16 protein-coding genes are annotated in these 21294 nt (G+C 53.1%); 8 read left to right on the top strand and 8 right to left on the bottom strand.

Annotated elements, in window-relative coordinates:
- From AC2GXZ_RS19950 to AC2GXZ_RS19935, 4 genes are all read right to left on the bottom strand, one after another.
- Entirely contained in the window at nucleotides 1-1290 is a 1290-nt protein-coding gene (locus AC2GXZ_RS19950) for a DegT/DnrJ/EryC1/StrS family aminotransferase (protein WP_483760956.1), read from the bottom strand.
- A gap of 1120 nt (nucleotides 1291-2410) precedes the next feature.
- Nucleotides 2411-3202 carry a metallophosphoesterase family protein gene (locus AC2GXZ_RS19945; protein WP_483760955.1) on the bottom strand — a complete coding sequence of 264 codons (792 nt, stop codon included), beginning with the start codon at nucleotides 3200-3202 and terminating at the stop codon, nucleotides 2411-2413.
- Nucleotides 3203-3573: 371 nt separating this feature from the next.
- Complete coding sequence (locus tag AC2GXZ_RS19940) at nucleotides 3574-4128, bottom strand: hypothetical protein (RefSeq protein ID WP_483760954.1); 555 nt, start codon at nucleotides 4126-4128, stop codon at nucleotides 3574-3576.
- A gap of 482 nt (nucleotides 4129-4610) precedes the next feature.
- Nucleotides 4611-4820 carry a KTSC domain-containing protein gene (locus tag AC2GXZ_RS19935; protein WP_483760953.1) on the bottom strand — a complete coding sequence of 70 codons (210 nt, stop codon included), beginning with the start codon at nucleotides 4818-4820 and terminating at the stop codon, nucleotides 4611-4613.
- 485 nt (nucleotides 4821-5305) lie between these two features.
- Between AC2GXZ_RS19935 and AC2GXZ_RS19930 the strand changes: the two genes are divergently transcribed.
- The gene (locus AC2GXZ_RS19930; RefSeq protein WP_483760952.1) at nucleotides 5306-5731 is read left to right on the top strand and encodes a hypothetical protein; all 426 of its coding nucleotides are present in this window, start codon (nucleotides 5306-5308) and stop codon (nucleotides 5729-5731) included.
- Between the two features lie 89 nt (nucleotides 5732-5820).
- Here AC2GXZ_RS19930 and AC2GXZ_RS19925 read toward each other — a convergent pair whose 3' ends face one another.
- The 4 genes from AC2GXZ_RS19925 to AC2GXZ_RS19910 form a co-directional block, all read right to left on the bottom strand.
- Complete coding sequence (locus AC2GXZ_RS19925) at nucleotides 5821-7131, bottom strand: UDP-glucose dehydrogenase family protein (protein WP_483760951.1); 1311 nt, start codon at nucleotides 7129-7131, stop codon at nucleotides 5821-5823.
- A gap of 77 nt (nucleotides 7132-7208) precedes the next feature.
- Nucleotides 7209-8636, bottom strand: coding sequence for a mannose-1-phosphate guanylyltransferase/mannose-6-phosphate isomerase (locus AC2GXZ_RS19920; protein WP_483760950.1), 1428 nt, complete (start codon nucleotides 8634-8636; stop codon nucleotides 7209-7211).
- 29 nt (nucleotides 8637-8665) lie between these two features.
- On the bottom strand, nucleotides 8666-10090 hold the full coding sequence (locus AC2GXZ_RS19915) for a phosphomannomutase (RefSeq protein WP_483760949.1): 1425 nt from the start codon (nucleotides 10088-10090) through the stop codon (nucleotides 8666-8668).
- A gap of 224 nt (nucleotides 10091-10314) precedes the next feature.
- On the bottom strand, nucleotides 10315-10935 hold the full coding sequence (locus AC2GXZ_RS19910; protein WP_483761234.1) for a sugar transferase: 621 nt from the start codon (nucleotides 10933-10935) through the stop codon (nucleotides 10315-10317).
- Nucleotides 10936-11621: 686 nt separating this feature from the next.
- Between AC2GXZ_RS19910 and AC2GXZ_RS19905 the strand changes: the two genes are divergently transcribed.
- The 7 genes from AC2GXZ_RS19905 (at nucleotide 11622) to AC2GXZ_RS19875 (ending at nucleotide 21215) form a co-directional block, all read left to right on the top strand.
- Nucleotides 11622-11999 (top strand): plasmid mobilization protein, encoded by a 378-nt coding sequence (locus AC2GXZ_RS19905; protein WP_483760948.1) that lies wholly within the window; start codon nucleotides 11622-11624, stop codon nucleotides 11997-11999.
- Nucleotides 11992-14070, top strand: coding sequence for a hypothetical protein (locus AC2GXZ_RS19900; protein WP_483760947.1), 2079 nt, complete (start codon nucleotides 11992-11994; stop codon nucleotides 14068-14070). Before AC2GXZ_RS19905 ends, AC2GXZ_RS19900 begins: the two co-directional genes overlap by 8 nt.
- Nucleotides 14071-14174: 104 nt before the next feature.
- A complete protein-coding gene (locus AC2GXZ_RS19895) occupies nucleotides 14175-15095 on the top strand; it encodes a HEPN domain-containing protein (RefSeq protein WP_483760946.1) in 921 nt (306 codons plus the stop codon).
- A gap of 283 nt (nucleotides 15096-15378) precedes the next feature.
- Complete coding sequence (locus AC2GXZ_RS19890; RefSeq protein WP_483760945.1) at nucleotides 15379-16575, top strand: polysaccharide biosynthesis/export family protein; 1197 nt, start codon at nucleotides 15379-15381, stop codon at nucleotides 16573-16575.
- Between the two features lie 322 nt (nucleotides 16576-16897).
- Nucleotides 16898-17503 (top strand): transglutaminase-like cysteine peptidase, encoded by a 606-nt coding sequence (locus AC2GXZ_RS19885; protein WP_483760944.1) that lies wholly within the window; start codon nucleotides 16898-16900, stop codon nucleotides 17501-17503.
- 500 nt (nucleotides 17504-18003) lie between these two features.
- Complete coding sequence (locus AC2GXZ_RS19880; protein WP_483760943.1) at nucleotides 18004-18975, top strand: hypothetical protein; 972 nt, start codon at nucleotides 18004-18006, stop codon at nucleotides 18973-18975.
- Between the two features lie 239 nt (nucleotides 18976-19214).
- Entirely contained in the window at nucleotides 19215-21215 is a 2001-nt protein-coding gene (locus AC2GXZ_RS19875) for a hypothetical protein (protein WP_483760942.1), read from the top strand.
- The last annotated feature ends 79 nt before the right edge of the window (nucleotides 21216-21294 follow it).

The following is a 21294-nucleotide window of genomic DNA, read 5'->3' as shown; positions in this document are numbered from 1 at the left end:
TCAACCTCGATCTGACGCGGAAAGGCGTATCGCTGGGCGCAACTGAGGCAGAGCCGCCCAGACTTTGCAAAACGCGTCGGCGTAAGCGCGCATCAGCGATTGATCATTGGGTGGAGCGATCTCCGACACGTAAAACATCGTATCGAGCAGCATCATTGTGTTGGGGAACTGGTTTGCCGACCATTTGCCGCGAAATGCCGGAAGATATTCAAACACGGGTTTCGTCAACCACACCCAGACCGGCACGCCTTCTGCGCGAAGCGCCTCGACAATCAGATCTCGTGCGGCCGGTCCTTTGGGCAGATCGAGTGCTGCAAGATCAAGTCTGAGGGGCACATTGAGGAAGGAATGCTGATCATCATGCGGGTCAAACACAGGAACCAGACCATCGCAATCGCTTAAAATGCGCCAAAGGCTGGCTGCATTTTTGCGGCGGGCTGCGAGCTGATCTTGCATGCCAGAAAGGCGCGCATCGGCAAGCGAGGCCGAAAACACATTCGGACGGTAGTTTAAGCCGAGCGTGTCTGGGGAAAAACACCGCTCGCCATTGCGCGACGAACTGGTCAATGAAACCCGATCGACATGGTCAATCAGATCGTCATTGTTGGTAATCAAAAGGCCAAGTTCGCCGGCTCCCAAATGTTTGGCGCCATTGCCCGAAAGGGCAAAAGCATCGCTGTCGAGCGTCACGCCGCAGACAGGTTGCAGCGCCCCGATCGATTGGCAAACGTCATCGATCAACGCCACGCCCTTGCGCCGGGCCGTCTGCCGCAGCGTCGGGCTTTTTATCGCCCCACCGAATAAATGGGTGATCAACACAGAACCCGTTCGCGCATCGATCCGCTCAAGGCTTGCCTCTTCATCCAGTCCGGCATCGGTGAGATTAACATCGACAAATTCAGGCTCCACGCCCGCAACGCCGATCGGCCCGACGGCACCTGGCCAGTTCAGCGCTGCCGTGACGATTTTTTGTCCCCGGCACTTAAAATAGTCGACGGCGATGTGGATCGCGGCCGTGCCGCTGCCGACCGCTCGGGCTCTGCGGCCGCCGGCAAACTCCGATATATGACGCTCCAGCGCGACAACTACCGGGTGATTGACCCGATGATACCGACCACTATCAATTACAACTTTAAGAGGAAATATGTGTCCGTCCTCGGCGGCCGGCCAGGGCGTGATCCGGTCGCTTAACACACGTGGCGATCCGCCATGGAGCGCCAGCTGACCCTGTTGAATCAAGACATGAGCATGCGGCGTCATATCCGTTGATATATCGACGATATTTCGCATATCGATCTCCATCCTAGGCGCAAAAAACCGATCGCCAAAGCGCGTGGATCTGCGCGGCGTATTTTCGTCATAAGCGTGTGTGGGCTGTCCTTACACCTAACGCGGCGTCATAAAACCGTCAAGAAAAATACCATCTAAACGTGTATTTTGTTTTTGGGGATGGTGCACGAGCCGTGCCTTTATCAAGGCTCACGCTGCGCTCGCGCTCCACGGCGTTTGAACGGGTTCGATCAGCCAATGCAGGACGAGATCGACTTTGTTATCGATGGGAAATCAAACGGCTGGCAGGGGCGTCACCGCGCGCGCAAAACGGGGGCGTGTTAAAAAAAACGCGAGTGTGTTTTTGAACTATCGGCGCCGCTCGAAAATCGCTTCGGCACGCGAACCATCGTAATCTTGGGAAAGTCGCCTAAGGTGGGGAGGTCTGGCCGATGAAGGCGGATCGCTCTTATCCACCTTCGTACGATATCGTACAAATTTCACGCTTTACTTTAGTCTGAAATGAGGTGAGGCTGAGTTTGTTGTAACTGTTTGCACTGTTGCGATAAAAGAGCTCAATGTCTCGCTGTCATTGAGCTCTTTTTATTTGGACAAAGTTATGGAACTGTAAGGATTATTGCCTACTTACGCACCGTCGAACCGTCTTAACTTCAAAAGATGTGCGTCGACAAGGTGAAGGTTCGAGCGGGCTAGGGGTAGCTTGCTCACCTTCACCGATCAAATCCTAAACTAGTTTGCGACGCCACAATTCTGACGTGGAATTATTCTAGAAGACACGCTGGAAGCTATTACCCCCTCGGCTTCCAATCGGCGGCTGTTCTTTCTTGATGATGGACAGTCGCCACGCGGCCTCAAGGCGAACAAATGATGAGGCGTAAAGACCACCAGGTCCGCTTTTATCGTCGCCCGGTGTTAAGACGCGTCGCGCAACCGATCAGAGATAAAATTAGAGTTTGCTTCGGTTTTTTGGGCGGGGCAGGGTATTTGTCTAAACATCCACCACCTGTTTCCTTGAACCCGGTGCTGACGCCCGCAAGGCATATCGATAGGATTAAGCTGAATGCGCTGAGATTTCAGTGAGGTGAGGCATGGCCCAAACCGATACCGGTGTATGTGAGCGTCACAGAAACTGGGTTCTGTTGCCATCAATTTTCAAAACGGCAAGCTTACCCGAATAAAACACCCCGGTATCTATGCCGATCCTTTGCGGCCCGGTCGAAGGGGTCGGGTTGGGCGTATGGCCATGGACGACAAAAACAGATTTGAGGCCTGCGCCTTGCGACAGAAAAGGCTCGCGGATCCAGAGCATATCCCGGTCCTTTTGTGCCTCGAGCGCAATCCCTGGACGGATACCGGCATGGACGAAAAAAAGCTGACCGATCCTTAAGCTGATCGGTAGATCGTCGAGAAATTGCAGGTGATCCGAAGGTACATGCCGCGCCATCAGCGCCTTCAGATCGCTGTTTTTACCCTTACGCTTCAGACCGATATGATGCAGATCGATCCCATAAGATAACAGGGTTCGATGGCCACCCATGTCGATCCAGTCCAGATGGGCATCCGGGTCGCGGACAAACTTACCAAACAGGTCGTCGTGATTGCCGCAAAGCGAGATCCGCCTCAGTCCAAGCTTGCTGGGCTTCACCAGATGTTCAATCACCTGTGAGGAATGGGGGCCTCGATTAACATAGTCGCCAAGCAAAATGGTGAGGCCAGGTTTGCCGACCGCGGCTATGTCACGGGCAATTTTGTCCTCTGCCTGTTGCAACTGGTCGAGACAGCCATGAACGTCGCCAATTGCGTAGATGGAGTAATTGGGATGCCTTTCGCCCAGATCGATGCGCCGTCGGGAAGGGTATGTCCTCGACGGTGTTCGGCGCCCGCCCATCAGACGGCGGAGGATTTTGTTCATGCACGCGGACCCGTCACATCCGTCCTAACCGACAATATCGACACCAAGACAGTCGTCCCAAATCATCTTGGGACAGCGATAGATGCGCAAACATCTTCTAAATAAAGATTAAGCTTACCTTAGTCCGCGCAATCGGGAAAGGCATGTTTGGCGATAAACCAAAGAGGCGGCTTTGATCAGCCGCACTGTAAGAGCAAATCATCGCTCGGTTCGAACGTCTCGATTGAGCCGCGAACGTGTTTGTCGCTGAGGTTTTTGACGGCAGGGGCGTGTTGTCGCGTGGCAAGCAGTGGGTATTTGGACGAAGTGGGGCCTCCAGCCGCCTTTCAACCGGAAAAGCACTGGAAGCCCCTTTTTACGTCAGGCCGTGATCAGGCGTTTGCCTGTGCCAGCCGGCGACGGCGTGCCCACATGGCCATGCCGCCCATTGCAAGCGCGCCAAGGCCGGCGCCCGCTTCTGGGCCTGGAACGGCTGTGACGTTGGTCACGGAGACGTTGTCGACCGAAACGAAGCTCGAGAGCCTGCCGCGCGCCATGCCTTCGAACAAGAGAGTGTAATTGCCGCCCCCAACAGTGAACTCGTAGCCGTGCGGCGCAGAAATCTGCGAGCCGGTCAATGTGCCGGTAAGGCCTGCGATAGAATAGCTGAGCGTCGTGTTGTTGCCGGAAAACAGGCCGTCAAACACCAGCTTGTAGGTTCCCGCAGCAAGCGAAAGCGACTGGCTGATAGAGTTGCTGCCGGGCAAAATCGTGTCGACAATGCCGGTATTGCTGACATTCGATGCGATCCGGTTGACCACGCTGGAAAAGTTCCAGGCAGTGAGCGGACCATTAAACCCACCATTGGTGACAGATTCAGCTGCGAAAGCCTGCGATGAGAGGCCAACACAAAGTGCTGCTGCGACGAGATACTTCTTAATGATCATGGTTTCTCCCTCCTGAAATCATTAACGAAGTGTAAATAAACACGAGAAGTTGTATTTGTCTATTGCTGGCGATGTATTGATGAGTAACAAGATTAATTGAGGCAAGATAATGGAAATATGTATCATTATGACGCACAAGTCAGGCGCATTTTATGGATAAATACGACTGAGGGAATTTGATCTAGGTTCTTGTGGCGAGAAGTAATATTTAAAGAGTGTTTTGCGATGCACCATATATACGCAAGATGCATCCTGTGTCGCTTTGTCGATCACTAAAAACGGTCGGCGCGGTGCGGTCAGGCGCTATGGCCTTTTGAAGCCTCGAGGTGCCAATCTGAAAAATATGTGCGCTGTGATGCCCGCCAGCGGTGCCCAACGCGGGAGAGAGGCGTCTGCGCGCAAGCAAAGGTCAAGGTCGCAGGAGCGCTGTGTCGCGACAGTTTAATTCTGGAAGCGGTATATCCGCCTTATCCAACCAGCCATTACGCTGCCAGACGACGAAATTGCCGGCGGATGTGTTCAAGATAATGTTGGCCGGGGGAGGCCGATGCGCAAAGCGCTTGCGCTTCGTCTTCCGGGACACCGGTGAAACGACGTGTCTCGCCATTTTTAAAACGGATATACAGGTCTCCGTCTTCCTGGCTGAAATAGACGCTTTCGATCATCCGTGATGTGACAGGTAAGTTCTGCACGTCTTACTCCTTCTTCTCGGCAATAGGGGTACAAGCGAAACGTCTAGGATTTGGTCAAAAGATTTGGTGATAGATCTGTTAAAACGAACCGGTCAAACGTGGTGTGTCGGAATGGCGCATATCCCGCAAAGCCGTCTCGCTTTGCGTTGTTTTGTTATCGTGGCCGGGCCGAAATAGGTTTTTCTGTCGAATGAGCCCATTGAAGTTTTGCGGATGTATCAAATATGCAACGATGAATGTTGCCGGTGACCATGACTGTTAAAAATACGGGGTAATATTCTGCCTTTTTGTCATGTTTACTTTAATAGAAATGCATTCTAGGCTTATTGTACTTTCTAATGTGATTGTTGCACCGGAATTTCTAGCGCTTGGCATAGAAATTCTGACCTTTTTCGTATTCTGTTTCGGCTTGACCTCTAGACAGAGTTTGACTTCTGATAGATAGTTTACAATGCCGTAAGCATAATTTCCGAAAGGAGACGATCATGAAACTTAAGCATCTCGCCGTAGTGGCAGCGTTGGCGTTTTCGACGCCTGCTCTTGCTGCTCCGGCATCTGTACCTGCAGGCCAGACGGCCGCTAATGCTACCGTGGCTACCAACCTATATAACCAATGGCTGGCTGCATGGTCAGAGGTCTATCAGGCGACCTACTTGGATAATTGGGACTTCGATTCGTCGAGCACGAGAAGGTCTGTTTTTGGACAGATTTTTCAGACTGTTGGCGTTAATCCTGTGCCTGGTACTACGCAGTCGTTCCTGTGGACTTCCGGTTCCCAGTTTGCCGACTACAACCTGCCAGCCGTCGCTGTCCCTGGACCAGAGGCTGGTGCAGGGCTTGGCGCCCTTGCCATGCTTGGCGTTGCCTATTGGGCAAAACGTCGCCGCAATGAGCAGTCCATCGCTGCCTAAAGCAATTAAACTGAAAAGGGGCCTCGCAAGAGGCCCCTTTTTGCTGCTGATCGCAATAGCTGTAAATAAAAACAAAAGCCGCGCTGTTCTTAGAGGTCGGAGGGTTTTCCGATACTCGTGTAGCTAAAGCCATGCGCCTCGAGCTCGGATTTGCGATAGACATTGCGCAGATCGACAAGGATCGGCGCCCGCATGACCGACTTTAGCCGTTCAAGGTCAAGGGCGCGAAACTCGTTCCATTCAGTGACAAGCACGGCCGCATCGGCGCCGTCGGCGGCCTCATAGGGCCCATTTGTAAACTCGATATCGAGAAGCTGCTTGGCGTTTTCCATACCTTCTGGATCGTAACCGGCAACGATTGCGCCCGCGTCTTTTAAGGTCTGGATCACCGAAATAGCAGGGCTGTCACGCATGTCATCGGTATTCGGCTTAAATGTCAGCCCGAAGACCGCGATCTTTTTGCCGCGCACATCGCCGCCCACCGCGGCAATCACTTTGCGCCCCATCGCACGTTTGCGGCTGTCGTTAACGGCAATCGTCGTTTCGATCAGGCGCACTGGGCTTTCATTGTCCTGAGCCGTTTTGGCCAAAGCCAGCGTATCTTTCGGAAAACACGACCCGCCATATCCGGGACCTGCATGCAGGAACTTGGCGCCGATACGGCCATCAAGGCCAATGCCTCTTGAAACATCTTGAACATCTGCACCAACACGTTCGCAAAGGTCGGCGATTTCATTGATGAATGTGATCTTCATCGCCAGAAAACCGTTGGCCGCGTATTTGATCAGTTCTGAGGTTCTGCGACCGGTAAACAGGAGAGGGGACTGATTGAGATAAAGCGGCCGATACACTTCCGTCATCACTGAGCGCGCACGCTCATCCGTCAATCCAACGACGATACGATCGGGACGTTTGAAATCGTCGATCGCTGCACCTTCGCGCAGGAATTCCGGATTGGAGACAACCGCGAAATCCGCCTCCGGGTCGGCTTCGCGAATGATCCGCTCGACCTCATCTCCGGTGCCAACCGGCACGGTCGATTTGGTCACAATGATGGTAAAGCCCTTAAGCGCTGCGGCGATTTCTTTTGCAGCGGCATAAACATAACCGAGATCTGCATGACCGTCACCGCGACGCGACGGCGTGCCGACGGCGATGAAAACCACATCCGCATCTGCCACTTCGTCGGCAAGATCGGTGGTGAATGACAGGCGATTGGCCTTCACATTGCTCTCAACCAACTGGTCGAGACCCGGCTCGAAAATCGGCATAATGCCGTTTTTCAGGGCCTCGATTTTTTCAGCGGCTTTATCAACGCAAACCACGGTATGACCGAAATCTGCAAAACATGCACCGGAAACAAGGCCGACATAACCGGACCCGACCATCACAATACGCATTTAATCATTTTCCTCTTTAAATCCTTGTCTTGGTGTGCTGTACGTCAAGGCCGCAAACCAATGACATTACTGTTGCGTTAATTTCGTCCGAACTCATCGACAATACGAATGATATCGTCTTCACCAAGATAGGAGCCTGTCTGGACTTCGATCATTTCAAGCATGATCTTGCCCGGATTGGCGAGGCGATGCACTTCGCCCTGAGGGATATAAACGGACTCGTTTTCGCGCACCGTCTTGATCTCCTCACCAACCGTCACCTCGGCCGTCCCCTTAACGCAGATCCAGTGTTCCGAGCGATGATGATGTTTCTGCAAAGAAAGTTTTTTGCCAGGCGTAACAAAAAGACGTTTCACCTGGAAACGATCGCCATTGAGGATCGATGTATAACCGCCCCAAGGACGATAGGACGTCGGATGGGTCTGGGTGAGCGCCGCAGTCGTCTTGCTTGCAGCCAGATGTTTGACCAAAGCGCCGACATTTTGGCTGTCGTCCAGCCGGCCGACATAAACGGCATCTTCCGAGGCAATCACCGCGACGCCTTCAAGCCCTTGAACGGCAAGGTGGCTATGGCGGGACACAACCAGCGAATTGCGGGTATCAACCAGCGTGGTCTGACCAAGAACCACGTTGCCGGCCGGGTCTTGGGAGCCAAGCTTCCATACGGCGTCCCAACTCCCCATGTCAGACCATGTGAACGAAGCCGGCACGACGGCTGCGTTTTTGGTTTTCTCCATGATCGCATAATCGATCGAGATATTGGGAGCTTTATCAAAGGCTGACGCATCCAGCCGCACGAAATCAAGGTCGCCCTTGGCCAGAGCGACAGCGTCGATCGCCGCGCTATAAACGTCAGGCGCCAGATCTTTGATCTCGTCCATCACCTGCTGGGCGCCAAACATGAAAATCCCCGAATTCCAGACAAAGCCGCCAGTATCGAGCATCTTTTTTGCATTGGCTTCATCGGGCTTTTCGACAAATCGTTTGACAGAACTAGCGCCCGACGCAAGCGAACCGCCGACCTCGATATAACCGTAGCCTGTCGCAGCTTCCGTTGGCGTGATCCCGAAGGTCACAAGCTTGCCGGCCCGTGCCGTTTTATGTGCCGTCTCGATCGCCTTGAAATAACTCTCATCCGCAACGATCTCATGATCAGAGGCCAAAACCTGAATGACGGCACCGTCGCCAAAAGTCTTCAGCGCATAACTTGCTGCAGCGGCAACGGCCGGTGCCGTATTGCGCGCCGATGGCTCAAGCAGAACGCCGGAAAGGGCAATGCCAAATTCGCGTGCCTGTTCAGCGACAAGAAAGCGGAAATCCTCATTGGTGATGACGATCGGCGCTTCATAGATTTTGGCGTCGGAAACCCGTTCAAGCGTCGCCTGGAACAACGTACGATCGCCGACAAACTGGATAAACTGCTTAGGCGCGCTTGCTCTGGAAAGCGGCCAAAGGCGAGTTCCCTTCCCACCGGCCATGATCACTGGAATGATTTTGTCACTCATCACACTCTCCATATACGCGCTACGCACATTCAATGTTTGACATCGGCCGCAAAGCGGCGAACAAGGTCAAGGCTCTGGTGGAGCAGCCGATCGGCTGCTTCTTCGCTATCGGCTTCGACATAACACCGCATTTCGGGGGCGTTGCCGGAAGGGCGCAAGTGAACCACCGCGCCATCGGTTAAAGTCACCCGCAATCCATCAATGTCGCTCGTCTGCTGCGGCGATCCAACGGATGAAAGAAACTCAGAGAGCTGCGCTGGCGATTGCCGCAGATGTGCCATCAACGCGCCGCTGGTCTCGACTGGAAAATTTTCCAACCGATCCGCTGCTGCATAGCTAAGATTAAATTCGCTGGCGACCTGCGACAAAGGCCGCTTGGCTTTTGCCGACAAAGAAAGCACCGCAAGGATCGGCAAAAAGCTATCGCGTGTCGGCAAAGGTGAAAGGGTGCCACTCGACAGATCAAAGGCCGACCCCGTCAGCAGCCCACCATTTGCCTCAAAACCCATCACCTTTGTTTTTCCCGCATCAAGCGCTTGCTGCATACCGGCGATTACAAAGGGTGAACCCACTTTCGTTCTGAAAACCTCGAACCCACCATTTGCTTCGATAGCCGAATTGGATGTGACCGGTGTGACAACAACCTGGGCATCAAGTGCTTTGGCAGCGATAAGTCCGAGTAAATCGCCCCGTAAAGGAGTGCCGGTCTCATCGGCAACAAGCGGTCGGTCGCCGTCACCATCGGCAGATATAATTGCATCCAGATGATGCTGGGTCGCCCAGGTTTTGAGAAGGCCAATCGTGTCTGGCGAGACAGCTTCCGTATCGACCGGAATAAAAATCTCAGAATAGCCGAGCTCAACGACATCTCCACCGTAATATTGAACGGTTTCGACAAGCAGGTCACGCGCGACTGTCGAATGTTGATAAACCCCGATCTTCAGACCTGAAAGCGCGTGGCTTGGCAGGATAGACTGTATGCGCTGGCGAAATAGGGCGATTGCATCCTCTGCGCAGGAAGGAGCGTCGTCTGGCGCATCATCAACTACGCCTTGGTCAAGCTGAGCGGCGATCGCTGAAATCTGAACCTCATCGGTTTTGTCGATTTCGCCGTCAGCGCGGTAAAATTTAATGCCGTTGCGGTCGCCTGGAATATGCGATCCGGTGATCATCAACGACGGTGCACCGATATGCAGGCCGTAAAGAGCAAGTACCGGGGTTGCAACCGCACCACAATCGATCGGGTTAAATCCGGCCTTTCTGATCGCGCCGATACAAGTTGCGGAGATCGACGGGCTTGAAGGACGAAGATCACGGCCGACAAGAACGTCCCCACCGGGCTGAAGCAGCCCGGCCTGGACGAGGTGCTGAACAAACGCCTGCGTATACAAGGATGATGCTCGACCTTCGAGATCTGTAACCAGGCCCCTGAGGCCACTCGTGCCGAACTTCATGAATGACCTTCCGACTGATCTGCTCAAATGATCTGATTTGTCTTGTTTAAATGATCTTCATCGGAACCATAGCCAATTCTCGATTTAATCTTAATCTTGGGATCGGCCTGACAGTCGGTCGAAGACCAACCACCGCGACTATGAGGTTCGCAGAATTATAAAACGGATTTGGTGGCTATGCGTATGCGGAAACATCGACGAAAGATGATGGCGCGCGCCAGCCGTCAAAATCCCTTGCCACCACGTAGCTCGGAATTGATCGTTCCGACAATGATGAGAAGATCAAGCCGCAATGAAAAGTTCGAAACATAATGAAGGTCGCAAGCGATACGAGCGCGCGCCTTGGAAGCCCGGTCTGTCGGGCCGCGAAGACCGCGCATCTGGGCAAGACCGGTCATGCCCGGGCGCACCGTATGGCGAAGGTGATATTCTGGTACGAGCTCCTCATAAAGAACCCCTGCAGCAAGCATACCGACGGCATGGCAGCGCGGACCAACCAGAGACATATCACCTTTGAGAACGTTCAGAAGCTGAGGCAGCTCGTCAACGTTTAAGCGACGGATCAGACGCCCAACCCGGGTTACCCTCGGATCATCAGCAATCGTCTGTGCAATGCCGCTTTCATCACCAAGATCGACATACATCGACCTGAATTTGTAGACCTTGATCTGGTTGCAGCCTTTGCCCCAACGTTTCTGATAAAACAGAACGGGTCCCTTGCTGTCGAGCTTGATTGCGGCTGCAGTAATCAGGAGCAGTGGCGCCAATATGATCAGCGCCATCGCCGCCATCACCACGTCGAAGGCCCTCTTCGATGCAAATTGCCAAGATTGTCCGGCCTTCATGCTAAAAAAATCACGCCCTTTGCCAGAATCAACTGACGCTGGCATGTCGGCATCTTCCGCCCGTAAGATACTCAAAGAAACCATGGTCGACCTATAATTCAGATAGACTATAAACTTCCTATTAGCGCACAATCAGAACTTTGTCAGCGTTGAATTTAATAATTGGTTAAATATCATTTTGGGGAACAGTCGTTCGGGTTGTTATGCACCTATTGAGTGCAGATGATACATGTCTTGCCGCCTTTTTACTCACGGGCGGCGCGGTTTTTCATCCGATATACATTCAGTATTGGGCATATGAATCTATTCAGGGTTGAGATTTGCCTTGTTTGAGGCGTTGACCTGTTTCCTGCTTTAAAGCCGGATGACGCCCCAAATTAAGGGGATTCGTCCTGGAGGACCGGGCGTAAGGCTAAGGCAGCGATCAGGGTTGCCTGGGTCACCGCCGGTTGCGGCAAAACTGCTTCTAGTCGCACAAAAATAGTAACCGGGTGAGGATAGTGCCTTTGGGCGGAGTAGCGGATTGATCCACAATATCAGCGATATTCTACCGATATTTGCGGACCTCAATCGAAAACGCATAGCAAATAATGCGCAATCACAGATTGTTGCAGCAAGAATATGTGATAATGTGTTGCATTAGTCCCCGGGGAGACCTGGTTCCGTCTACAGCTACGGAGAGGGATATGGCAAAAACCCGCGAAAAGCACGTGTCGGCCTTTACCACTGAAAACGAGTTGGCCGAAATTAACGCGGCAGCCAAGCGCCATCATCTGTCCGTTTCGGCCTTCTTAAGAGCTGCGATGTGTGAGTGTGCGGAAATCCGTCCGTTTTTTACCGACGATGATCGGCTTTTGATCGCTTATTTAAGGCAAGAGCTGAAACGCGAAGGTTCAAACCTCACTGCCTTGCTGATTGCCTTGAACCGCAGCAAAATTTTCGACGATGCCGAGATCAAAGCCAGCATTTTAGCAATGCAACGCGCGATCGCTGGGTTAAGCGTCGAGCTCTTACACCGGACCAATCCACCGAGAAGCTACCGGGGTGGGAGCAAGGATGTTTGAGACACTCCAGCCATTGATCGACGAATGGTCAGCCCACCGAACCGACCGGCTTTTGTTGCTGAAGGCCAGTTCGCATGGGCTGGATGACGAGTGGTGGAAACGTCGGCGGCGCGGGCCTGAACGCACGGGTGAGGGTATTGGCCGGCGAGGGCTCCGATCGGCAGGCTTGGACCCAGAGGCCACATCCGACATGCGGCAACGGTTTGCACGGCTTGCAGGCGGTGCGCAGCCGTCGGTCACCAAAGTTCTCGGTTTTGGTGGCGGCGCCACAATGACAAAAGCGGCGGTCTCCTACATTTCCCGTGATGGCCAGCTCCGCCTTGAAAATGAAGGTGGTATCGATGTTTTGGGGCGGCAAGCCGCAGCCGACGTGATCAAAGAATGGGCCCCTTTGTTTGTCGGGGGAGAAAAAAGCAAGGATCTTGCCCTGTTCCAGATCGATATGACCTGGCGAGATGGAAAACCGATCTCCGCCGAGATGGAGGTCAAAAGGCTAAATGATCTTTTTGGTGGACGTTCCTTCGCGCTCGCGGTTGAAGACAAGGGCAACAGTGCCAAACTGGACGGTGTGGTCGTTCTCAATCAAGCCGGCAAAGGGCGCCTCGAGACGGGACCGGATACAAAAGCGCAATTGGAAGATCGGCTCTATAAGTTATCGGGCAATGAGATCGATGCGGTAGCCTTGCGTTTTGGGCGCCAGGGGCATGGTGTAAGGTTTGCAGCGTCACAACTTCGCAAGCTGGTTGAACATCATGCCGGTCAGGTTTTTGACGAAAAAGCCGTTCCCATCGACAGCCTTCAGGCGGCCAACCGGCTTGCTCAGCAGGTTTGGCGACCAAAGCTTGAAAGCCGCGCACCACGCGACTTTATGCATTTATTAGTGGCCGCTCCGTCAACGGCAAGACCGGATGCCTTTGAGGCCGCTGTCAGGCAGTTTTTATCAACGGAGTTTGGCGGTCACCGTTATCTCTTTGCCATACATGACCCGGTAAGTGACCCGAAAAGCCAGGCTGAAGGCGGCAAACGCCCGCATCTCCATGCCCATGCCGTGATTGCCACGCGCTCCGATTACGGTGAGCGTTTGACCGTGTGGATAACGGATCTCAATCGTTGGCGGGCGTCTTTTGCCGAATGCGCACGCAGTCAAGGCATCGCGCTTGAATTCACGCGTCGCCACGAAACGGCTGCTGCACCCGCATACAGCCATACACATGTCCGTCCAGTGTCTGCGATCGGGCGCACCCAACATGAGGGGACGAGCCCGCCGGCTCAGCGCCGTTATGACGCCAAACGGTCAGATCGCCCGCATATTGACGATACGGCATGGGCCAAAGGGCAAGCGTCAATGGCGCGACAGATATGGCAGGAGATTGCAAAACAAAGCTCGACCGTAAAGGGCAGAGATGCTGCGGGCCAGATGCTGCTGAGATTTGATGAGACCGGCCGCGAAAATGTTGCTGGCTGGGCGCCTGTTCACCACCCGATATCTCCGGTCGAGACGCGTCATGGCGTTTCTTCGCCGACCGAGGCCGTCGCTGAGCGTTTGGAAAAGGTAGAATTGCAACACTTGGAGATCCACATGGACAGATCCGATTTGCATTCAAGTCGCCAGGAGCGCGTGAGTGATGATGACGCACGCCAAACCGCGCCGGCGTCGTCGAACTTAACCAGATCTCAAGCGACGCAATTTGCCAAAAACATTGGTGTAGCTTTGTCAGAAATGGCAAATGCAGCTCGTTCATGGCGGGATGAGCGCGAGAAGGGAAGTGTCTCTCGCGAAGGTGATCGACTGAAGGCAAGGCAAGAGCTTGAGGCTGGCATTACCCGCAATTCGCGCTGGGAACACGACGTTTCCGCCAAAGATAACTCTCGGGAATTAGACCAGCTTCTGCATTATGATGGGGCAGCGACGTTGGGGAGTAAAATGGAGGAGAGACAGGAGGCGGACGACAACCGCCGCGCCGATCAACGGCCAACCGATCAGCCGCAAGCTCTAAAAAAGCATCACAGCGTCCAAAGAGACGAGGACCGGGAGCGGGATGATCGGCATGATCGTTTTTATGATAGATAAAATCGTTGCGACTCATACCTGAGCTTAAGAATTGCGTGCGGCATAAAACTGGAACCTCGAATTGCCAGCCGCTTAAACGATCGTGGATTTTGGGAAAACATATTGTGGAAACGGTCGCTGAGCACCTGGACGAAGCCCTAAGCCATCTTCCCCTTCGAAAGCGGCGCGAGCTGTCTCGGGTTTTAAAGATCATCTTTGATGAATTTGACGCGGCGCAACAGACGAAACTGTCTGAGAAGAAGCGCGCTGGGCGGATATTAAAGGTAATATTGTTCGGCTCTTACGCGCGAGGCGACTGGGTTGAGGATCGAAAAAGCGGATACCGGTCCGATTACGATATCCTTGTCGTGGTCAATATAGAAAGCGTCGGAGAAGAAAACGACCTCTGGCATAAAGTCTCGGAACATTTTCTTCGTGAGTTTACGATCACCAGAGGGATTCAAACGCCCGTCAATGTGATTGTTCACACTCTTCATGATGTCAACGACCAACTTGTTAGAGGAAAGCCCTTTTTTATCGACATAGTTCGCGATGGAGTGGTTCTCTACGACGATGGCGGCTACTCATTGGCAAAGCCAAGGCCACTGGACGCGACTGAGACGCATGCGGAGGCGCAACTGCATTTTGACCAATGGTTTCCCAACGCTCACGAGTTTGTACTTGGTGCGGATTTTTACCGCCAAAGGTCTAATTATAGTCTCAGTGCGTTCAGCCTCCATCAGGCCAGCGAGCGATTTTATCACTGCGTTTTACTCGTAAAAACACTATACAGCCCCAAGTCTCACAGGCTTAAAGTCTTGCGGTCGGCAGCTGAAGGGGTTGAGCCCCGTCTTATCGAAGTTTGGCCACGAGACACACGGTTGGCGCGGCGGGCGTTTGAGCGGCTTGATCGCGCTTACGTCGAGGCGCGTTACTCTCCTCATTTTACAATTTCTTCGGATGAGCTTGAATGGCTTGTCAAGCGCGTAGAAAATTTAGAAAACACCGTTAAGGAGATTTGCGAGGCAATGCTCGCACATGGTTGATGCAGAAATAATCAACGAGTAAGGGACGGGCTTCCTCACCAGTATGAGAATGCGAATGGTCAGCAATTGCAGTGGAATAGATAGTTAATATAGAAAAGAGATCGCAGAGATTTGCTTCTATATTTGTTTGAGTCTTATATTGCTGCGGACGATCTTCATGTGTTTCAACTGCAACATTGTCTCATAAACAGTCATTCAGGGAAAAAATTGTAGGTTTCATTTTTATATTGCGGTTAGAAGAGAAAGCTCCGTTAAAGGGAGCGAGGGGCACTTGAGGGGTAGTATGCGTTCTTTGAATTTATCCATTCTGCTGGCGGCAACAGCCTTAACCGGTTGCACCGCAATGTCCGCATCCGGACCTTCGGCACGAAGCATTGATTCAGAAGCGAGCGTCAAAGTCGCTCCTGCCAAAGAAAAAGCCAAAGCGGGTGTCGACTACGCTTTGGTCGACATCAGCTCGGCTGTCCTCAAATATGTACCCAATGTCGGTGCCGAGGGCCTGGCCAGTGGTTTTGGTGGTGGCAAGGGGCCAGTCCCAACGCTGCCTTTAGGGCGAGGCGACATTATCCAGGTCGCGATTTTCGAATCGCAGGCTGGTGGCCTGTTTATCCCCGGGGACGCTGGAAGCCGTCCCGGCAACTATATCACCTTGCCGGCCCAGACCGTCGATCGGGATGGTTTCATTTCGGTTCCTTACGCAGGCAAGGTTCCAGCGGCAGGGCGCACTACTGAAGAAGTCCGTGTGGATATCGAAGATCGGCTTGCTAATCGCGCAATCGAACCTCAGGTTGTGATCTCGATTGTTTCCAGCGTGTCAGCGCAGGTTGCAGTTCTTGGCGACGTTAATTCACCGCAAAAAATACAGATTACTGAGGCTGGCGATCGTATTTTGGATGTCATTGCCAAAGCCGGCGGTCTAAGTGCTTCAGGTGAAGAAAGTTATATCACCCTTCAGCGTCGAGGGCGCTCAGCTCGAGTGCGTTACAACACGCTCGTCGATAAGCCGACTGAGAATATCTTCGCGATCCCGGGCGACACGCTCTTGATCGACCGTGAACGCCGTACCTACACCGCTTTCGGCGCGGCCGGTCTCAACGGCCGTTTCGATTTCGAAGAGTCCAACTTGACGCTTTCAGAGGCTTTAGCAAAATCTGGCGGTCTGCTTGATTCGCGCGCAGATCCCGGCCAAGTCTTCCTATATCGCATTGTCGCTAAGGATTTCCTTCGTCAATTGGGTGTCGACACATCCCGCTTCCCGGCGGAAAATGTGCCTGTCATCTTCAGAGCAAATCTGCGCGATCCGTCGATGTTTTTTGCCGCGACGAAGTTCCCGATGCAGGACAAGGACGTACTATACGTCACGAACTCCGATGCTGCGGAACTCAGCAAATTTTTCGACTTGCTCAACACTGGACCAGCTGGAACCGCAAATATCACAGGAAATGCACTGTCGACGCGGGATGCGGTCAAAGCTTTCTAAGGGAAGGCGTGTTCCTTATCGCATTTCATCAGGATCAAAAAAGGCCCCAATCGGGGCCTTTTTCAATAAAGAGAACCGTTTTCCGCTTATAGCCAAGGCGATGGGCGCGCTGCGGCGGGATGCCTTATCAGCGGGCCGGAACCGGGTGTTTAAAATGGTCTAGGAAAAATTTCAGCCTTTCGTCCCTGCAGATAACGCGACTGACAACCAACCGTATCAAAATGGAAGGTCGGTAAAATCCGAACAATCCATTTAAATGCCCAGAAAACAGCCCGTGTTAGCGTCTCCTCATCAAATATCTCCATGATGAGGAGTGGCAGTTATGAGCATGAAGGCACGTCGGTTCGCATTTGTCAGCGCATTGATGGCGACCGCAGTCCTGGCGGGCGCGGTCGACGCGTTCGCTCTTCCACGCGCCGAACTGAATCGCTCAATCCCGGCAAGTCGCGCTCAAATTCATTTGGCGACCGTGCGGGAAACCATCCCGCCGTTTGCCTTCGCCAAGTTTTGTGCTGATCAGGCGGACCAGTGTGAGATCAGGGGAGGCCAAGCCCCAGTTTTGCTGACGAAAGAAAGGCGCCTAGCCCTTCAAAAGATCAATGTCCAAGTCAATCACGATATACGCTACACCGATGATCCCTCGAATGTGGACTCGTGGCGCGCAGGCGTAACTGCGGGTGACTGCGATGATTATGCGTTGACCAAACGCCAGCGTCTCCTTGATGCCGGATGGCCCTCAAGTGCTCTACGTGTTGCGACAGCGCGCACAGAAGAGGGAATTGGACATGCAGTCCTGGTCGTCAGCACCGTTGAAGGCGACTTTGTACTTGATAACCGTACCAACGTGATGAAGCCTTGGTATGCGGCGCGCCTGCATTGGATCAAAATCCAATCCCAGGATGATCCGCGAAAATGGCTGACATTCTAATTCGAAACAGCACTCCAGATCGACTTCGATTGCGCTAGATCGTGCGGTCTGCCCTTATTAAGCTCCAGGCAGGCGCCCAGCTGAATAGCGGCCCTTACGTAGTAACATGGAATTCCTCCCGACTCGTTGACCTGTCTTCTTTCAGGGTATGGACGTGCGACGCCGCCTTTTCCTGAGCGCTCTTGCACGCCGAATTCGATGACCGAATGTTCTGGCCTTCCATGCCAATCGAAAGTGCCGCCGACTGGAGCTCTTTACGGCTTTCGACGTCAGATTCGATTGCCAATCGCCCTTTTGATCGATGATCATCGAATTCTTGATCTGTTTCCCGACCTCGTTGTCCTGTGACATTGATATAAGGTTAATACGTCAAACTGCATTGCACGCACTGCTTAAAATTGTTAATGCTCTGTTAAAGCTTGGAAAATGGACGGATTTGTGCTGGCTTTCCGTCAATATAATATTACAATATGCTTTTGTACGAAGGGTTATGCTAATACATGCAATCCCCGGCACTTGAATACATTCTACAGGCATGTAATGAAACGCATAAGGAACGAGGGGAGTTTGCCCAGATGTATTGCAATGTAAGAGTACTGAGTGTCGCAGGAATTGCCTTTGCTGGCGTCCTTCTTGCCTCCGCAGCAGTCAACGCTCAGACCACTGAGCCGGATGCGGCACAGGTACAAACGGCGTCGAGCTCTCCACTGTCCAGAAATGACGGCGAAAGCGTTGCAAGCTATTTGGCGCGGGCAGGCGAGGCGGATCCGACAAGCGTCTCCGGTCTGGTCGCTCAGATCGTTCAGACGACCCCAACGGAGTTTGCGGCCGTTGCAGCATTTGCTTCAGATGCGAACACGCCACCGGCAATTGCAACTGAAGCTGTTCGCGGGTTGGCTCAGTCAGCGCAAAACCCGGTGACAGCGGCGCAGCAGGCGTCCGCTTATGCGCTCTCAAATCCCGCCAACGCAGCCGCGATCGTTTCTATTGCTCGAACGGCAGAGGCCCCGACCTTCTCGCAGGTGATGGGCGAAGGTCTGGCTCTTGCTGCCAATACGCGCCGCTCTGAAGGTAATACGGGTGCTGCTTCCGGCATTCAAACGCAGGCTACCTCGCCAAGCGCGCCGGCGGAACTCACAAAAGCTTTCACGGACAACTTCGTTCAAACCGCAGCGCCTGCTGCCGCGGCTGGTGCAGCAGCTGGTGGCGGCAACATCGCAGGCGGCGCGGCCGGCCCGCTTGGTGGCCCAAGCAGCGGCGATTCCTCAGTCGCCCAGTCCGGTCCTTCGGGTTCCGGTTCAGGTGGAGGAGGTTACTCCTTTGCAGGCGACGGAGCGCGCACTTTTAACATCACCAACACAGTCATCAATCCTGTCCCGGGACCTGAAGCCGGCGCCGGTATTGGTGCGCTTCTGATGGGCGGGGCCTTCTACTGGTTGCGGCGCCGCAATCGTGGCTTGGCATTGAAGTAGCAGGCGATTGATCCAGTATCAGACATGGTCTGAGGTTGGTCACGGCGATGTGGATTTAGATTTGACATGTTCGATCTGTCGAAGATCGACGCATAAACCTAGCCATGCAGTAGCATGATCGTATCCAAGATTTGGCATATTTGAATCTGATATGTGTAGCCGCAGAGAAGAACTGCTGCGATACACAATAAGTTAGCAAAAATAGTGCAGCAGTAGTCGTGCTAACCGGGGTTCTTTGCATGTCATTCAGCCGTAAGCTTGCAATTGCGAGCGTAATGTCAGCTTTTGTATTCGCACCGATCTTGTCGTCACCGGCCAATGCGCAGCAAAAGACCACCTCCGCTGCCCAGCAAAGCGTGGCAGAAGCCGGTTTCCGCAATTGGCTATCATCGTTTGAAAAAAGTGGCGCCAAGCTTGCTCCGATAAAGACGCGCTACGATGCGGCGACCGACACACTGTCTGTCGAGGGGCTGGCAGTGTCCTGGCTGCAAGCCGATAACACGGGCAACCCGTCTGGAAGTTTTCAATTTGGCATCGAAAACCTCACGATAAAGTCGTTCCAATCCAACAGCCAGGGTTTGGCATTTCAGTCCTTGACCGCGGATGGCCTCACCATGATCTCGCCGGCAGCACCGCAGTCGGCATTGAAGGTCGCGCGGTTTGAGGCGGCCAACGGGCAAATCCCAAGCCTTGCATCTTTTGTTGCCGACCCGACCAAGCCGTTTACGACGCAGATTCGATTGATGCGATTGCTGGCTAGCGCAAAGATCGGCAGCGTTTCCGCCAATACCGTCGACATCGGCGGCAAAGCGCTCGTAAACCAGGTTAGCCTTGAAGATCTCTCTGGCGCTAAGGCGCGGTCAGTGAAGATGTCGGCGTTGAAGACCGAAATTGCGCCGGTTGATGCCACATCACAAACCGTCGGCAGCGTCTCGGCCGAAGACATCGAATTTACAAATATCGATTTCGATCCCTATTTCCGTTTGTTTGAGACAAGTGCCTATCTCGATAGCGGCTCTGCCCGTCCTTGGGCAAATATGATCGAGAGCTTGACGGTACATGGGCTCAAAGTCGACAATGGCGCGATCAATTTTGGTCTCGCAACAGGCAAAGCCGGCCCTCTGAAGGTTAAGCAATTTAACCAGAGTCTAACCGATATTTTCGATCGATCTGCTCTTGATCCAGGCTTTCTTGTCGCGAATCCGCAAGATGCTGAAAAAGTCGCTCAAGCCGTTCGTGATGCTTTTGCAATCGAAGCGATGGCGGCTGATGGGCTGACCGTCCAGGGCAAGAATCAAAGTGGAGCGGTTACCCTCAGTCTGGACAAAGCTGCGATCGAAAGTTTCACCGCAAACAGCATATCGCGGGTTGTCGCCAACGGGCTGACAGTGGCAGATACGACCGGGGAGATGAAGCTTTCCAGCCTGGATGTCGGCAACATAAATCTCGTCCCTGTTCAAGTCGGTGGAGAAAAAACCTCAAGAACAGGCGAAACCGCCAATGCAGTGATTGTGCCGGCCATTGCCTCCATCAAAGCTGATGGGCTCTCACTCAAACTTCAACAAATGTCGGCAAGTTTGGACAGTCTTGATCTGTCAATGGCCTATTTTATCGGCGCAACGCCGACAAATGTGAAGCTGAAGCTTGGTCATCTGAGGTTCTTGGCGGATCAAGTCGCCAATCCTTCGATCCGGCAATCGCTGGCCGATCTTGGTTACAATAACATTGATTTGTCACTCACCTTTTCGGGTGTTTGGGATGACTCGTCTTCGTCAATTTTGATCGACGATCTGAGCCTTGTCGGAACGGATATAGGGACATTGTCTGTCTCTGGAGCATTTGCCGGGATCACTCGTGCAGGGCTCGGGTCTCCCACATTGGTTCTCCCGCAGGACTTTGCAAAAGCCGGAATAAGGAATCTCCGGTTAACGTTCCAAAACGACTCGTTGTTCGAACGCTTCGTGACCAAACTCGCTTCGGCAAATGGTAAAAGTGTCGATGAGATTAAGAAACTTCTCTCAAGAAACGTGCCAAATATGTTTGCGGCCATCAACCCTGCTGACGTAAGGAATAAATTCATTTTCGCCGCAATTGCTTTTCTGAACAGTCCGCAGGTTTTGACCTTTGGGGCGACGCCTGTCGGCGTCGTTTCATTCAAAGATGTGGCAGATGGGGTAATGGACCCATCAAGATTGCCGTCGCTACTTAATATCGAGGTTAGTGCAAACAATCGTCGATAATCGTGTAAAAAATGCGATGAATTGGTTCTGTCGGTTATCTGGCATGAATTATGCTAGTTCTCTAACTGATTAATCGAAT

This window comes from Aliirhizobium sp. YIM B11859, from assembly GCF_057163345.1.
The sequence above is the reverse complement of the archived record's forward strand: the minus strand, read 5'-3'. Positions and strand labels throughout refer to the sequence as shown.

Coding starts and splice junctions, on each gene's coding strand:
- AC2GXZ_RS19950 (WP_483760956.1), bottom strand. CDS start 1,290: ATGCGAAATATCGTCGATATATCAACGGATATGACGCCGCATGCTCAT.
- AC2GXZ_RS19945 (WP_483760955.1), bottom strand. CDS start 3,202: ATGAACAAAATCCTCCGCCGTCTGATGGGCGGGCGCCGAACACCGTCG.
- AC2GXZ_RS19940 (WP_483760954.1), bottom strand. CDS start 4,128: ATGATCATTAAGAAGTATCTCGTCGCAGCAGCACTTTGTGTTGGCCTC.
- AC2GXZ_RS19930 (WP_483760952.1), top strand. CDS start 5,306: ATGAAACTTAAGCATCTCGCCGTAGTGGCAGCGTTGGCGTTTTCGACG.
- AC2GXZ_RS19925 (WP_483760951.1), bottom strand. CDS start 7,131: ATGCGTATTGTGATGGTCGGGTCCGGTTATGTCGGCCTTGTTTCCGGT.
- AC2GXZ_RS19920 (WP_483760950.1), bottom strand. CDS start 8,636: ATGAGTGACAAAATCATTCCAGTGATCATGGCCGGTGGGAAGGGAACT.
- AC2GXZ_RS19915 (WP_483760949.1), bottom strand. CDS start 10,090: ATGAAGTTCGGCACGAGTGGCCTCAGGGGCCTGGTTACAGATCTCGAA.
- AC2GXZ_RS19910 (WP_483761234.1), bottom strand. CDS start 10,935: ATGAAGGCCGGACAATCTTGGCAATTTGCATCGAAGAGGGCCTTCGAC.
- AC2GXZ_RS19905 (WP_483760948.1), top strand. CDS start 11,622: ATGGCAAAAACCCGCGAAAAGCACGTGTCGGCCTTTACCACTGAAAAC.
- AC2GXZ_RS19900 (WP_483760947.1), top strand. CDS start 11,992: ATGTTTGAGACACTCCAGCCATTGATCGACGAATGGTCAGCCCACCGA.
- AC2GXZ_RS19890 (WP_483760945.1), top strand. CDS start 15,379: ATGCGTTCTTTGAATTTATCCATTCTGCTGGCGGCAACAGCCTTAACC.
- AC2GXZ_RS19885 (WP_483760944.1), top strand. CDS start 16,898: ATGAGCATGAAGGCACGTCGGTTCGCATTTGTCAGCGCATTGATGGCG.
- AC2GXZ_RS19880 (WP_483760943.1), top strand. CDS start 18,004: ATGCAATCCCCGGCACTTGAATACATTCTACAGGCATGTAATGAAACG.
- AC2GXZ_RS19875 (WP_483760942.1), top strand. CDS start 19,215: ATGTCATTCAGCCGTAAGCTTGCAATTGCGAGCGTAATGTCAGCTTTT.